The organism is Sporosarcina sp. Marseille-Q4943 (assembly GCF_943736995.1).
Lineage (GTDB): Bacteria > Bacillota > Bacilli > Bacillales_A > Planococcaceae > Sporosarcina.
Genome location: NZ_CALSFT010000002.1, coordinates 842,958 through 857,452 on the forward strand (window position 1 = coordinate 842,958; position 14,495 = coordinate 857,452).

The window sequence follows — 14,495 nt, forward strand, 5'->3', positions numbered from 1 at the left end:
TCTCTTCATTATAAGCGACAAAAGCACTACTGGCAAGGGCTGCGCTAGTTTCAAAAACCGCCACGTTAGTTATCAATGTGGCGGTTGGCGAATTATGCAAGCTCGTTTTCCCTCAATACAATCTGATCGTAGCCCAATCTCTTCACGAGTTTTGTAATATGAGGCTGCTCGACCCGTGCGAGCCGCAAAGCTTCCTCCTGCGCAAAAGCTTCACGCGTCGGACCGTCGAAGAGCATCTCTCCGTTGCTGAAAATGAGCGTCCGTCCGAACGTCTCCGCTACGAAATCCATGTCATGCAAAATACAGATGACAAGTTTGCCCTTTACATAAAGCGAATGGATAATTTCCTTCACCTTTGCTTTCCCGCGGAAATCTTGCCCCATTGTCGGTTCGTCGAAAATGACGATATCCGTATCCATGGCGAGAATCGACGCCATCGCAACCATCTTCCGCTCTGCAAGGCTCAAGTCATACGGATTGTCTTCCGATTTATGTGCCAGTCCGACTAATGCAAGCATCTCCTTCGCATTAGCCATCGCTTCCTCATAGGATTGGCCAATGTTCAATGGGCCGAACATCACTTCATCGATCACTTTATGCTTGAAAATCTGGTCGTTTGGATTTTGGAAGATGAGTCCGATTCGGCTTGCCAGTTTAGCAGCCGTCGTTGCTGAGATTGGCTCTCCGTTCAGTAGAATCTCGCCAGAGTTCGGTTTCAACAGAGCCTTCAACAGTTTCACAAACGTCGTTTTCCCTGCTCCGTTCTGCCCGATAATTGCGATAGGCTCGCCGCGCAAGTGGACGTTCAGATTGCGAATGACTTCCTGTCCTTTTTCATAGCCAAAATGAAGATTCCGGACGATGAGTTCAGCGGTGCTTCTGTCCTCCAAATCGGTATCAACCGCGCGGAATTGAATTTTCCGTTCCATAGGCATTACTTCTAAGGAAATCGGGTAAAGTCCCGTCGCTTTATCCCGCAATCCGAGAGTGCGTGCAATTTTTACATACATTGGAGGTTCGATGCCGAATTCATTCAAATCATCGCGAGAAAAGACTTCTTCAGGCTTGCCATCCTGAATCAATTTGCCGTCATGCATCAGTAGAATTCTATCAGCATATGCCGCAAGCTTCTCCATTTTCTGTTCCACCATGATGATTGTCATGCCACCATCCGCCAATTTCTCAACGACGCGGAACACACCCTCCGCACCTTGCGGGTCAAGCTGGGAAGTCGGTTCGTCCAGAATAAGGATGTCAGGTTTCATGGCGATGACACTTGCAATGGCGACCCGCTGCATTTGCCCTCCGGATAATGAAAATGGGTTTTGGGTATGCAACTGTTCAATATCGAGCAGTTGCATACTTTCACGGATCCGCTCATGCATGACGTCACGTGGCACTCCTTGATTCTCCAAGCCGAACGCGATTTCATCATAGACAGTGAACTTGGCGCCGGTCATTTGCGAAAAAGGATTTTCGAAAACGAGTCCGACGTTTGCCGTTATGTCGCTAATCTCATGTGATAACACATCCATGTTGCCAATGTACACATCACCGCCATAAGCCCCTTTGAAAAAATGGGGGACGAGTCCGCTCAACGCATAGCATAACGTCGTCTTCCCGGATGTATTCATGCCGACAATTCCAAGGAATTCACCTTTTTTCACTGTGAATGAAATATCGTTAAGTGCAAATCGGGAGCTATCGGGATACTTATATTTCAAGTTCTTCACACGCAATAAACTCATGGAATCATCCTCCAAACGATCACAGCCAAAAAGAAGGAAATTAATGCGATTCTAATCGGAACTCCGAATCGGTAGTTTTCCCTTTCATACAAATACGTCCTTTTCCCCTTGGCGTTGAAGCCGCGTATTTCGAGTGCAATCGACCGTTCGCGTGTTTCTGTCAGCGAATGGAGGACGACCGGGCCAAGGAGGGGGAGGAACGATTTGAACCTCATCCATAAGCCGCCTTCCGTCTCCATGCCGCGAGCCCGCTGCGCATCCGTTATTTTGCCGGTCAAGGCGGCCATTTGCGGAATGATTTGCAACACCGATAGCAGTACATAACCGAATTTCGGAGACATGCCTTTTTGCAGCAAAGCTTCGACAAGGTCATCCGGCTTTGTCGTCAAAATGAGCACTCCGAAAGAGGCGACCATATTGACGACACGGAGCGTAATGAGAAGTGCGATGGAAAAGCCTTCTTTATAAATTGGAATCGGGCCGACTTCAAAAAGGACCGTCGCCCGATCGGGATGAAAAAACCCTTGAACAATAATGATCGACACGATTAATAGGAAACTTACCCCGATCACCGGCACAATGGATCTGATCACTTTGCCGGCGAGCAAGATGAAGAGCGTGAACAGGAGGATTCCGAAGACGACGAGATGATTCGCAATGAGATATGTCGATGCGATGGAAATAAATACGAATAAGAGCTTTGTCAATGGGTCCACCCGATGGATCGGAGAATCCCTCTGTACGTACAATGTCATGTTGTTCATTCAAAACCCTCCTGCAGGCAATACTTATAACCTTTCAATCTCTCCTCGGTTGTCATACATAAGCTTCACATTTTTTGGCAACCCTTTGAAGATCAAGAAACTGAGCAGCACAGTGACCACTTTGTCGGGGACATCAACGACGATGCTATCCGCAAACGAAGCGAGCCAAAGCGGCATGTCTTTTGCAAGCATCGTAGCAAATAATGCGTCTCCCCAAACGTTGCCGGTCGTCCCTTCCCAAAAGATGATGTTGAGAGGAGTCGATACGGTCGCCGTAATAATTCCGACGACAAGACCAAGGACGACAGCTTTCCCGATATTCGAAATCCATCCTTTATAAGCCATGATTCCAGCAACTAACCCGATGACGGCCTGGGTGATTGCATACACGAAAGAAACGGGATCTGTCGTGAATCCGTAGACGATATTATTGACGACACCTACGATAGCACCGACAACCGGTCCCGCCAACATACTTGCTAACACCGTCCCGATGGCGTCGACCCATAATGGCAACTTCAAAACGCTCGCAAACAATTTGCCCAAGAAGTTGATGCCGACCGCCACCGGAATGAGCACAAAGGCAGCCGTTGAAAACTGCAATGACCACATACGCCTCTTTTTCATTTCTATTCTCCTTTTTCTTTGTAATCAAGTTAAGTGTCAAGACACATGACTATACTAATCCATTATGAGGAAATAGGGAAGTGATTTTTGAGAAAAGATGCCTATTTATTCTTATCTTATGCCTAGTAGAGTTTTTAGGTATAAAAAAGACCAAGAGATTACGTATGAGTCTCTTGGTCTAGGTGAAGGTTATTTAACTGATTGAAGTTGGGTGAAGCGGGTGAAACCGACAAATTTATCTTTCCAGTAGGCGGAATCGATTGTCGAGATTTCAACTTTTTTCGTGCCGGCATGGATGAACTTGCCGTCCCCTACATAAATGCCTGCATGTGAAATGCCGCTGCGGTACGTATTTTCAAAGAAGACGAGATCTCCAGGAACCGGCTCGTCCACTGGATGTGAGTTGATGAACATGCTGACTGTGTCCAATCTGGGCATTTTAAGTCCAGCATTCGTGAATACATAATAGATGAATCCGCTGCAATCGAACCCTTCAGGCGTGACGCCTGCCCAAACGTATGGCGTGTCGAGAAGAGGCATTGCAACTTCCACAGAAGCAACTTGAATCTCTTTCGCTGTTTTCGACAATTTCGTCAGGGGCTTGTCCGTCGCTACGACAGGTTTGAAGAAGCTCGTAGAGGAAGTTTGTTTTGCGGCAGTCAAGTTTTTATCGATTTCATTCGTGCTCGCGTCATTCTGTTTGTCGTATTGCTTTATGTCAGATTTCTTTACAAGCAATTGTTGAGAAACTTTTATCGTATCCGAAGGAAGATTGTTCATTTTCTTCAATTCGTCTACCGTCATCTTATGCAGGGAAGCGATTTTCCAAAGTGAATCACCAGTTTTGACAGTGTATTGTTCAGTGGCGGCTTCCGCATTGCCTGTTGCGATGAATGTCGCAAGAGCAAAAGTGGCCATCACTGAAAAAACTTTCTTTTTCACGCATATTTCCCCCTCTTAGACAAATATCTATGATTCTATTTTACTTGTAACCCAATAGTAATACAAGAGGGAGAACGGTGGCGAAAATTGAATTTTGGTGAAATGAAAAACCGTCGTTATGCACAGGGCAAACGACGGTAATAGGTCAGATCAAAACGTGTACTGCTTCAATAAATTCTCCAGCTTCAATGCAAGCCCGATGTTGCCTTTCACTTTCAGTTTCCCCATCATGAAAGCGGCCGTGGAATTCAAGTTGCCGTCGAGCAATTTTTTAAAATCGCCGACACTCATCTTCAATGCGCAATCGACTTCGCCAGGGTCGCCACGAAACGTTTCCGCCTCGCCGTCTGAAAACTTCAATCCGTACATGCCGCCGTCTTCACCGGACAAATCGAATGAATACGATGCGTTCATCCCCTCGATAGGTCCTTTATTAGCGCTCAGCCGCGCATCAATTTCATTCCAAATCGAATCCATTGTCATCTTTTCCAAATCCATTAGAAAACACCTTCTTTCCATTTTGTGAGTGATTATTCATTCATTATAGCATTATTGCGAAGAAAGGAATAATAGAAAAATATATGCTATTCCTCAATAAACATTGAGTTATGTCGATAGAAAGGGGTAGAAGAAATAATAGGTAGAAAGGGGTTGTATACGTCCGATGAATCGTTCTCAAGAAGAACTCAATATGATCTTGGAGGAGCTCCAAAAGAAACAAGAATTCATATTTACCCAGGCGAAGCAATCGGACCTTTCACGACAATCGATTGTCCCTGTCTTAGAAGAACTATGCATCCGCATATCAAAAATAATGGCGTGCGATCGAGTGAGCATTTGGTTGTTCAATGAAAATCGAACGAGCTTGACTGCACAGAACATATTCAATAGAACCAGATCCTCCCATACATCCGGAGAAGTGATCAATGCCGAAGAGTTGCCGTCTTATTTCGAAGCGGTTCAACAAGATCGGATTTTAGCGATATCTGACGTTTCAACGGACTTGGCGACGAAAGAATTGACGCAGCATCCTTCTTACAATGATGGGGAAGTGAAATCGCTCATTGATGCTTCAATCATCTTAAGCAAGGGGATTGGCGGAGTTGTCTGCTGTGAATCAACCCGATTGCGAAATTGGGGATATCTTGACAGAGTCCTTGCAGCATCAATCGCAGATATGCTTTCCTATATTTTCGACCGGCTTGAACGCATTGAAGTGGAGGAACATGTCAATAAGCTTGCCTACACCGACCTATTGACCGGCCTCGACAACCAGTATTCATTCACTGAAAAGGTGATGAAGCAAGTTCAAGCGTTTGAGGAGGGGCGGCGGGGCGTCTTCGTGTACCTTGTCATGGATCAATACACCGATATGCAAGGCGTAATTGGGCCTGACGGAGCCGACGAAATGCTAAAAATTACAGCAAACCGATTGAAGAGTTTTCTACCGTATCCTGCCCAAATCGCTCGATTGGCATTCGATCATTTCGTCATTTTTTCCCCATATGAAGGCGAATTGGAGTGTGAACTGGTTAGAATCGAGCGGATCATTAATCGGCTGAAGCGTCCGATGCACCTAAGCGGGCAGGAAGTGTATACGACGTTCAGCTATGGGGCTTCCATCTATCCCGAGCATGCAACGAATGTAAAATATGGAATTCAGGCGGCTTATATGGCGTTGCAATCAGGAAAAGAGGCATCCATCCGGAAGAGTGGCAACCTTTATAATCCCGACATGCATACATACTTGAAGGAGACAATGCTCTCGGAAATGAACTTGCGAAGGGGCCTCGATTTGAATGAATTCAAATTGCACTATCAGCCGCAAGTGATCTGCCGGACGGGAGAAGTGAGCGGCTTTGAAGCGCTGATCCGGTGGCAGCATCCGGAGCGTGGCCTCATTTTCCCAGGAGAGTTTATTGAGCTCGCCGAGTCGACCGGACTTATCACTCCGATCGGAGAATGGGTCATTAAGCAAGCGGTCAACCAAATCCGTGACTGGAAGGAGCAAGGATTGAAAAATGCAACGGTGTCAGTGAATTTGTCACCAAGGCATTTCCTTCATCATAATCTCCCGTCCTATTTGGATCAATGCGTCAAAGAAGCGAACGTCAAACCGAAAAGCATCACGCTGGAAATTACGGAAAACGTTGCAATGGAAGATACGGATGCCGTCGCCAGCAGGATTCATCTGTTAAAAGAGATGGGTTACTCCGTTTCCATCGATGATTTCGGGAAAGGGTATTCCGCATTCATTTACTTGCAACATTTCCCGATCCAACAAATAAAAATCGATCGACAGTTCATCAACGGGCTAGGCAATGACCCGAAAAGCTCCGGTATCGTCCAGACGATCATCCATCTCGCAGAAATGCTCGGATTGCAAACAATCGGTGAAGGGGTCGAAACGAAGCAGCAATGGGAGATTTTAAAAGAGTTTGGCTGCTCCGAGCTGCAAGGATTTTATTTCAGCAGACCGGTTCCTGTAGATGAAATCAATGAAATGATTCACAAATATGGCAGAGGCGGGAAACTGCTTCTCCCATCTGCATTCCAATAAGAAAAGCCTTACGCAACGGAGTACACCGTGTGTAAGGCTTTATTAATTAGTTAGGTCACTGTGCTCGCAACGCTTTGCTTGTGCTCGCAAAAGCCGTTCTTCGTAACGGCTAGTGCAAAGATGTGCTCGCAACGCTACGCTTATGCTCGCAAAAGCCGTTCTTCGTGACGGCTTTCGCTTTTGTTATCTTCCAATCGGCCAATCAAACGGCAATGACCCTGGTGGGGAGTGTTTGATAATGTCGATGACCGGGATTGTGTAGGCGAAGAGGATGAGAGCGATCGTAATCCCGATCCATAAATACCAGTTTTCCAAAATCTTCGGAGTCGGGTCGGCATCCACTTCTTCTTCCGCAATCGGGAATTCCTCCACGCCGCGCGGTGCGAAGAACGCGAGTTGGATGAAAATATAGATCATCAGGATAATCCCGATGAACAGGATCGTTCCGCCAACAGCTTGTGCCCCTTGATAGCTGATCCACGTGCTGACCTGCTCGCCGCCTGCATAATTTGAGAAGTCGGAACGTCTCGGACCGCCAAGGAGACCTTGGATATGCATCGCTGTTGACATGATTGTCATACCGACTGTCCAAATGATCGTTTGGATGATCCCAAGCTTATTCAATTTCGGTGTCAAGCGTCTTCCCGTCAAGTGGGGGACGAGCCAATAGGCAATACCGAAGAAGGTTAAGATGACTGTTGTCGCAGCCGTCAAATGGAAGTGGCCTGTCACCCAGATCGTATTATGGATGAGCGTATTCATTTGGTGGGAAGCGTTGACGATACCGCCGGCGCCTCCAGGAATGAATGCAACCATTCCAATGAACGGTGCAAGGAAACGAACGTCCTTCCAAGGCAAGTGCTTGAACCAGCCGAAAAGCCCTTTATGTCCTTTTCGACGGCCTGTTATTTCAAAGGTAGCAAAGATCGAGAACGCCGTCATTAACGTCGGTATGACAACCATGAATGTCAGGACGACTTGGATGAATTTCCACGTCGGATCGATTCCCGGCTCTGTCAATTGGTGATGGAAGCCGACCGGAATTGAGAACATGAGCAATAGAATGAATGACATTCTTGCTAGAGAGTCGCTGAACAATTTTCCGCCAATAATTTTTGGGATGATTGCATACCATGCCATATAAGCAGGCAACAGCCAGAAATAGACGAGCGGGTGTCCGAAATACCAGAACAGCGTACGGCTCAATAACACGTTGATTGTAGCCGCGTACCCTAGCGACCAAGGGATGAATTGAATCAATACGGACGAAGCCACGCCGAGTGAAGCGATGAACCACATCGCCATATTGATGACGACCATGAAGGCGAGCAATGGAGATTTCTGTCCCGGATTCGCTTTCTTCCAGACGTATAGCTGACGGAAGTTGACAAACACGGCAATCCAGCTTCCGACGATGACCAATGCCAACCCGATGTAAAATGCAGCATGCGCACGCAACGGAGCGTAAAATGTGTACAGTACGTTCGCTTGGCCGACGAGAATGGTCGTTGCGGCGATAGTCGTACCGACAAGCATCGTCCAGAACGCAATCCATGCCCATTGACGTTGTTTAGCAGATATGCCGACCGTTTTCCCCATAAGGGAAAATTGGAAGCCGACGATGAAAAACGTAGTTAACACTAACCCTAGAATGACGCCGTGCACAGTTAAAATCGTGTAGTAGTTAATCCCGAACGGCAATTGGAATTGTCCGGAGCGGGACAGTGTTTGCAACAGCCCCATGAGACCGCCGATCAGCAATGCCGCGAATGTCACATGCATGAACGACATATAGAGTCGGGCTTCTTTCTTCGGAAACAGATAGTTTTTCAGCATTATTCATACACCTCCACAGTTGCAAACATTTGATGGTGGCCGATTCCGCAATACTCATTGCAGACGACTGTGAATTCACCTGTGTTTTTCATGACCGTTTCAAGCCTGCTCACATGCCCCGGCTCGACCATCATGTTGACATTCGTGCCTGCAACTTGAAAGCCGTGCACGACGTCCTTAGTAGTGATCTGGAATAAAACAGTGGAACCTTTTGGTATGCGGATCTTTTTAACAGCCTTTCCGTCCGCATCCATGCCGAAATCGTAGTTGAAAGCTGAAGCGACGATGTTGACGGTATATTTTCCTTCAGCCACTTCACGAAGGCCGAGGTTTTCCGGTTTGAAAGATTCATGCGCCTCGACATTTTGCGGATTGATCGTTTCGATATGGCTCATTGGATGTGTCCCTTTCCAGAAAGCTGCGAAACCGATAATTAATAGAAAGAGTGCGAGAGATCCCAATCCGAACGTAAGCCAGATCTTTTCGTATTTATGCAAATGCATCATTTTTCCTCCTAACAAATCTTATTATCTAGATAAAAATAGTGCGTAAAGTCCGAACCATGTCACTAGGATAAAAACACCTAACAGCATGACTGAGATGAAGGTCCCTTTCAGATTGATTCCGGTATGAGGATTGCCGGATTGTTGTTCCGGACGCTTCTTTGAATTGCCTGTAGCCATACTTTCCACCTCCTGCATTGAAGTTGCGTTTCTCATACTTTTATCATAAGCGCGGTGGAAAAATAGAGAATTAGGGAAATCCCTATGATTCTCGAATTCGGGGAAGAGTCCACATTTTGTTCACATTGCCTTCAAGATTTAGACATATAAGTTATCGGAAAAGAGATGTGTTTTGAAAGAAGAGAAAAGGGAATAGAAGCTTGGTCAATATTTTTGTGAAAATTATTCTTTTATTTGACCATACTGTTTTTGGAAATTACAATTAGACAGTAAACCAAATCTATAATGAAAGTCGGTTGAGAACGATGGAAAAAGTAAACCTTATTCAAGTTGAAAGCCCTGAAAAAGGAGCTGAACGCTTTTTTAAGTTGATAAAAGAAGAGCTTGAGCATGATCGACTTCATGTGCTTGGATTGGCAACAGGAAGTACGATGATTCCCGTATACAAAAGATTGACGGAATCGGAACTGGATTTTTCGGATGTGACAACATTCAACCTCGATGAATATGTCGGCTTGCCTGCATCCAGTCCGAATAGCTATGCATATTTCATGAAAGAGCATTTATTCAATAAAAAAACATTCAAAGAAACGAATATACCGGACGGCATGGCAGAGGATCTGGAGGAAGAATGCAGACGCTACGAGCAAGCGTTGCAAGACGCAAAACTCGACATTCAATTACTAGGCGTCGGCGAAAACGGTCATATCGCGTTCAATGAACCGGGTACTCCGAAAGATTCCGTCACACACGTCGCAAAATTGACAGAATCGACACTCGGCGTGAACAGCCAATACTTTGAAAACGACGAGAAGATTCCTAACACTGCATTGACGATGGGAGTGGCCTCCATCATGAGCGCCAAAAAATTAGTCCTACTTGCATTCGGCGAGAAAAAACGCCCAGCCATTACAAAAGTGCTGGAAGGCAAAATCGATCCCGACTGGACGATCACATATCTCCTTGAACACGAAGACGTTACAATTATTACAGACTTGGAAATTTAATAAAGAGCTGCATCCTTTTGATAATGGGATGCGGCTTCAGCCTGTTGACAAACGCTCGCATCCGTTGTTGCTCGTGTCGCTCGTCCGCTCATGAACTTTAGTTCTATTCGTGTCTTCGCTTCACTTCGCGCCTAGGCTGACAAGCGTTTTCAATCAGGCTGAAGGTAGATCTATTTATCGTGTTTTCCCCTAAAATTGAGTGTAGACAAAGTCAAAGAATGACTTTGTCTACACTACGAGAGCTGCATCCTTTAAAATGGATGCGGCTTTTTTTATGGGAGGGAAAATGACAAGAGTATTTCAAATGATGAAAAGTAAGAGTTTTTGTAATATTTCTGTTACTAAACTGTAATGTTGGACGAGCATAGTACATGGTAAAGTAATCTCAGATAAAGAATTCAGATAAATATAAATTCGGGGGATCATATGAGAATACTATCACGCATGCAAAAGTCTATTGCGTATTTTGCAATTGCCTATGTATTATTGTTCGCGCCATTCATTGGTCAAGCTGAAGCGTCATCATCCGACACGGCTTCAATTTCAGAAACGGCTTCGAGCCTGGTAGGCATAAAATATGCTTATGGCGGCACAACGACAGCTGGCTTTGATTGTTCCGGATATGTAAATTATGTTTTCAAGCAACATGGCATTAAATTATCCCGTACTTCATCCGGTATGTACGCTTCCGGAACAAAAGTCGACAAAAGCGATCTTGAAGAAGGGGATCTTGTATTTTTCAATACATCCGGCAAAGGGGTTTCCCATGTCGGCATCTATATCGGTGATGGCGAATTCGCACATTCATCTTCATCTAAGGGCGTCAGCATCGCCAAGCTCAACGATCCTCATTACTGGGGCAAGCGGTACGTCGGAGCGAAGCGAATAACGGGCTCCAGTGACGTTGCATTTAACAATTGATAATTAACCACGGCATAATAAAACGGATTCCTCCCGGGGGAATCCGTTTATTTATTCTCCATAGAAAAAAGCCGCGAAATCGCGGCTTTTTTGTTCTGTCATTATTGTGGTACACGGATTGTCCAGCGTGAGAAATCTGGATTTTCTTTTTGGACCATTTCTTTCGGATAAATGAACGTCCATGGCTTCGATGTGTTCGCTTTGACGGAAAGCGGAGCAAGATCGAATGAGCCTCGTGCGACGATTTCACCTGTCGCATCGACTAGTTCCAATGGAAGCTTTTCGATATTGATTTGCTTCGAGTGGCCGTTGCGGATGAAGATGGATGCTGCAATGCTTCCGTCTTCCTGCTTCTTCACTTGGAAACCGGCGAAGTTCACTTCACGCGGCTTCAGCTTCGGCATGTTTTCAACGACTTTTTCAAGCGCCTCTTTTTGCTCGGCAGTCAAGCCGTCTTCCCAAGCCTGTTCAAGTTCAAGCTTATGAGGCACCATCGATTGGACGTTGAAAGCAAGCTTCCAGTTTTCCGCAGGCGGCTCTTCAGCAAAGATGTTCTCTTTCGTGAAAACGAAGACCCATGGGCGTGCGCTTTTTCCAGGGATGTCGCCTAATTCCTTTAGGTCGAATTCCTGTGATGCAAGCGTTTTGCCTTCCGCATCAAGCAACATCAACTCGACAGAGCCGACAGAAATCGACTGCTCCAATGATGAACGGAAAAATGATTTGACGAGCCAGCTGCCATTTGCCGGTTCGACATCGATGTCGATTCCGGATAGGGAAATCTGGTTCGGCTTCAAAGGTTCCAATTCATTTGCAAGGAAGCGGAAAACGTATTCCTGCTCTTGCGAAAGTGTCCACTCGGGATGAAGTGAAAGCGTTGTTTCGACTTCATCCGTACCGTTAGACTGTGCACTGCCTTCTAGAATTTCTTCGGAATCAACCGTGCTGTCTCCACCCGTTTTTTCGGTTTTCTTAAATAAGTTGAAAAGTTTCATGACTGTTGGGCCTCCTGTTGTTGTGAAATGAGCTTCATAAAGCCGATAACTTCGGATGCGATATTCCGGCGCAATTTCTGATAGTGCGTAGCGAATAGTTGCAAGCCTTCACGTTGATAAATACGCATCGGATCCTCTTGGCCGTATGACCGCAATCCGATCCCTTCCTTAAGGCGTGCCATTACATCCAGATGTTTCACCCACATCGTGTCGATATGGCTTAACATCACTTGCGGGATGATTTCATTAACCTGTTCATTATCGGCGAACGTATCGAGATAGGCAAACAGGTCGGCAACCGGCTCTTCATAAAACTTCAATATGTCGGATGGCTTTTCCAAATTCCGCGGAAGCGTGACCGTTACCAACAATAATCCGTTCATCGTGGCTTCAATTCGATCGAATTCAAAGTTATCCGGTGTTTCATGTTCCGGACAGCTATCGTAGACGACGAATTCCACCGCCTCAGACATCATTGTTTTCAATTGATCGAAAAGATTTTCGCGCTCAAGCACTTTATCCCGCAACGTATAAAGGACGCCGCGCTGATCATTGATGACGTCATCGAGTTTCAAATTGTATTCGCGCATCGCGAAATGTGCGCCTTCGACGATCCGCTGCGTACGTTCAGTCAGTTCGTTCACATCAGAGTTTTGAACAAGGCCGTCTTCATCCACAACGACTTTCTTATTGAATTTCTCAAGGTCTTCCTTCGCAAAACGTTTGAACATATCATCTTCAAGCGAAATGAAGAATTGGCTTTCCCCTTGGTCCCCTTGACGTCCTGAACGTCCGCGCAGCTGGTTGTCGATCCGGCGGCTTTCGTGTTTTTCCGTTCCGAGGACGTATAGTCCGCCGAGGTCCTCGACACCTTCACCGAGCATGATGTCCGTTCCACGTCCCGCCATATTCGTTGCAACAGTAATATGGCCGCGTTGTCCCGCCTGGGAAATGAGATCCACTTCCTGCTCGACACTTTTCGCATTCAATAGATGATACGTAAGGTTCTCGCGGTCCAAATACTCGGCGACTTTCTCGGATTGGAGAATGGAAGTCGTCCCGACGAGTACGGGTTGTCCTTTTTTATGGCGTTTCGCCACTTCTTTTGCAACCGCTTCGTATTTTTGTTCGATCGTCTGAAACACTTTATCCGGCGAATCGATACGGGCACGAGGGCGGTTCGTAGGGATTTGGATGACTTCCATGTTATACACTTCACGGAATTCCTTCTCCTGTGTCTTCGCCGTTCCCGTCATGCCGCTAAGCTTCGGATACATCCGGAAATAGTTCTGGATCGTAATTTGCGCTTGGGCTTTATTCTCATCCGTTATCGGCAAGCCTTCCTTCGCCTCGATCGCCTGGTGGAGGCCATCGGAAAGCGTGCGGCCTTCCATAATGCGGCCCGTGAACATATCGACAAGTTCAATCTTGTCATCTTTCACGATGTAATCGACATCACGTTTAAAGATGACGAAGGCGCGAACAGCTTGAATCATATAATGATAGAGTGTTTGGTGCTCAAGTTCATAGAGATTGTCGATGCCGAACGCCTTCTCCACTTTCTCGATGCCTTCATCGGTAAGGGAAGTCGCTTTCGTTTCATCGTCAAAATCAAAATCAACGCCTTTTTTGAACCGCTTCGCGAGTCTCGCAGCGATGAAATGAAGATCTGGATCAGCCTGCATTTTACCTGCGACGATCAACGGCGTTTTCGCCTCGTCGATCAATACGCTGTCCACTTCATCGATGATGGCGAAGTGATACGGGCGCTGCACCTTTTGTGAAGTATGCTGGACCATATTGTCCCGTAGGTAATCAAACCCGAACTCCGTTCCGACACCGTATGTAATATCAGCCATATAAGCATTCTGCTTCGCAGGCCCTTGCATCATCGGGACGTTCAAGCCGACCGTCAAGCCGAGAAAACGGTGGATCTGGCCGATTTGGTCATAGTCACGTCTTGCAAGATAATCGTTGACAGTAATAACGTGTACTCCTTTGCCTTCAAGCGCGCGCAAATAGGAGGGAAGGGAGGCGACAAGCGTCTTTCCTTCGCCAGTCGGCATTTCTGCGATATTGCCTTCAGCGAGTACCATTCCGCCGATGAGCTGAACGTCAAAATGACGCATGCCTAAAACCCGTTTCGAAGCTTCACGGACTATGGCAAATGCGTCTGGAAGGATGGCCTGTACAGTTTCGCCTTCCTGGATCTGCTCTTTGAACACTTCTGTCATATGGGCAAGTTCTTCATCTGAAAACTTTTCATATTTTGATTCCAAGTCATTTATGTGTTGGACAACTTTACGATATTTGCGAAGTTGTCTTTCGCTCGTTTGATTTGAACGTTTGAAAATTGATAGCATATAATAGACGCTCCTTTATTCATCCTTCTATATAAGGATACGAATCTAT

The 14,495-nt window shown here is 46.2% G+C and carries 13 protein-coding genes; 3 read left to right on the forward strand and 10 right to left on the reverse strand.

All coding sequences use genetic code 11. From position 1 onward, the window contains the following. Positions 1 to 92: 92 nt before the first annotated feature. The 5 genes from NIT04_RS04060 to NIT04_RS04080 all read right to left on the reverse strand — a co-directional run bounded on the left by NIT04_RS04060 (position 93) and on the right by NIT04_RS04080 (position 4,579). The gene (locus NIT04_RS04060) at positions 93 to 1,748 is read right to left on the reverse strand and encodes an ABC transporter ATP-binding protein (protein WP_252502321.1); all 1,656 of its coding nucleotides are present in this window, start codon (positions 1,746 to 1,748) and stop codon (positions 93 to 95) included. Then, positions 1,745 to 2,512, reverse strand: coding sequence for an energy-coupling factor transporter transmembrane protein EcfT (locus NIT04_RS04065; RefSeq protein ID WP_252502322.1), 768 nt, complete (start codon positions 2,510 to 2,512; stop codon positions 1,745 to 1,747). Before NIT04_RS04065 ends, NIT04_RS04060 begins: the two co-directional genes overlap by 4 nt. Positions 2,513 to 2,536: 24 nt before the next feature. Continuing rightward, a complete protein-coding gene (locus NIT04_RS04070) occupies positions 2,537 to 3,139 on the reverse strand; it encodes an ECF transporter S component (RefSeq protein ID WP_252502323.1) in 603 nt (200 codons plus the stop codon). 189 nt (positions 3,140 to 3,328) lie between these two features. After that, positions 3,329 to 4,081, reverse strand: a complete 753-nt coding sequence (locus NIT04_RS04075; RefSeq protein ID WP_252502324.1) for a C40 family peptidase — start codon at positions 4,079 to 4,081, stop codon at positions 3,329 to 3,331. A gap of 150 nt (positions 4,082 to 4,231) precedes the next feature. Beyond that, positions 4,232 to 4,579 (reverse strand): SCP2 sterol-binding domain-containing protein, encoded by a 348-nt coding sequence (locus NIT04_RS04080; protein ID WP_252502325.1) that lies wholly within the window; start codon positions 4,577 to 4,579, stop codon positions 4,232 to 4,234. A gap of 166 nt (positions 4,580 to 4,745) precedes the next feature. On the opposite strand from NIT04_RS04080, the gene NIT04_RS04085 reads away from it, so the two are divergent. Continuing rightward, positions 4,746 to 6,641: a GGDEF and EAL domain-containing protein gene (locus NIT04_RS04085; RefSeq protein ID WP_252502326.1), complete on the forward strand. Its 1,896-nt coding sequence runs from the start codon at positions 4,746 to 4,748 to the stop codon at positions 6,639 to 6,641. 183 nt (positions 6,642 to 6,824) lie between these two features. Here the strand turns inward: NIT04_RS04085 and NIT04_RS04090 are convergent, their stop codons facing one another. The 3 genes from NIT04_RS04090 to NIT04_RS04100 are packed head-to-tail and all read right to left on the reverse strand — an operon-like array spanning position 6,825 to position 9,160. Continuing rightward, positions 6,825 to 8,477 (reverse strand): b(o/a)3-type cytochrome-c oxidase subunit 1, encoded by a 1,653-nt coding sequence (locus NIT04_RS04090; protein WP_252502327.1) that lies wholly within the window; start codon positions 8,475 to 8,477, stop codon positions 6,825 to 6,827. Next, the gene (locus NIT04_RS04095; protein ID WP_252502328.1) at positions 8,477 to 8,980 is read right to left on the reverse strand and encodes a cytochrome c oxidase subunit II; all 504 of its coding nucleotides are present in this window, start codon (positions 8,978 to 8,980) and stop codon (positions 8,477 to 8,479) included. Before NIT04_RS04095 ends, NIT04_RS04090 begins: the two co-directional genes overlap by 1 nt. A gap of 24 nt (positions 8,981 to 9,004) precedes the next feature. Further along, positions 9,005 to 9,160 carry a cytochrome c oxidase subunit 2A gene (locus tag NIT04_RS04100; RefSeq protein WP_252502329.1) on the reverse strand — a complete coding sequence of 52 codons (156 nt, stop codon included), beginning with the start codon at positions 9,158 to 9,160 and terminating at the stop codon, positions 9,005 to 9,007. Positions 9,161 to 9,465: 305 nt separating this feature from the next. Here NIT04_RS04100 and NIT04_RS04105 point away from each other — a divergent pair, with 305 nt between their 5' ends. Together NIT04_RS04105 and NIT04_RS04110 are read left to right on the forward strand one after the other, a co-directional pair. Further along, complete coding sequence (locus NIT04_RS04105) at positions 9,466 to 10,167, forward strand: glucosamine-6-phosphate deaminase (RefSeq protein WP_252502330.1); 702 nt, start codon at positions 9,466 to 9,468, stop codon at positions 10,165 to 10,167. Between the two features lie 426 nt (positions 10,168 to 10,593). Further along, the gene (locus NIT04_RS04110; protein WP_252502331.1) at positions 10,594 to 11,088 is read left to right on the forward strand and encodes a C40 family peptidase; all 495 of its coding nucleotides are present in this window, start codon (positions 10,594 to 10,596) and stop codon (positions 11,086 to 11,088) included. Between the two features lie 101 nt (positions 11,089 to 11,189). On the opposite strand, the gene NIT04_RS04115 is transcribed toward NIT04_RS04110, so the two are convergent. Together NIT04_RS04115 and secA2 are read right to left on the reverse strand one after the other, a co-directional pair. After that, positions 11,190 to 12,083: an accessory Sec system S-layer assembly protein gene (locus NIT04_RS04115; RefSeq protein WP_252502332.1), complete on the reverse strand. Its 894-nt coding sequence runs from the start codon at positions 12,081 to 12,083 to the stop codon at positions 11,190 to 11,192. Then, complete coding sequence (gene secA2 / locus NIT04_RS04120; protein WP_252502333.1) at positions 12,080 to 14,446, reverse strand: accessory Sec system translocase SecA2; 2,367 nt, start codon at positions 14,444 to 14,446, stop codon at positions 12,080 to 12,082. Before secA2 ends, NIT04_RS04115 begins: the two co-directional genes overlap by 4 nt. Positions 14,447 to 14,495: the final 49 nt, after the last annotated feature.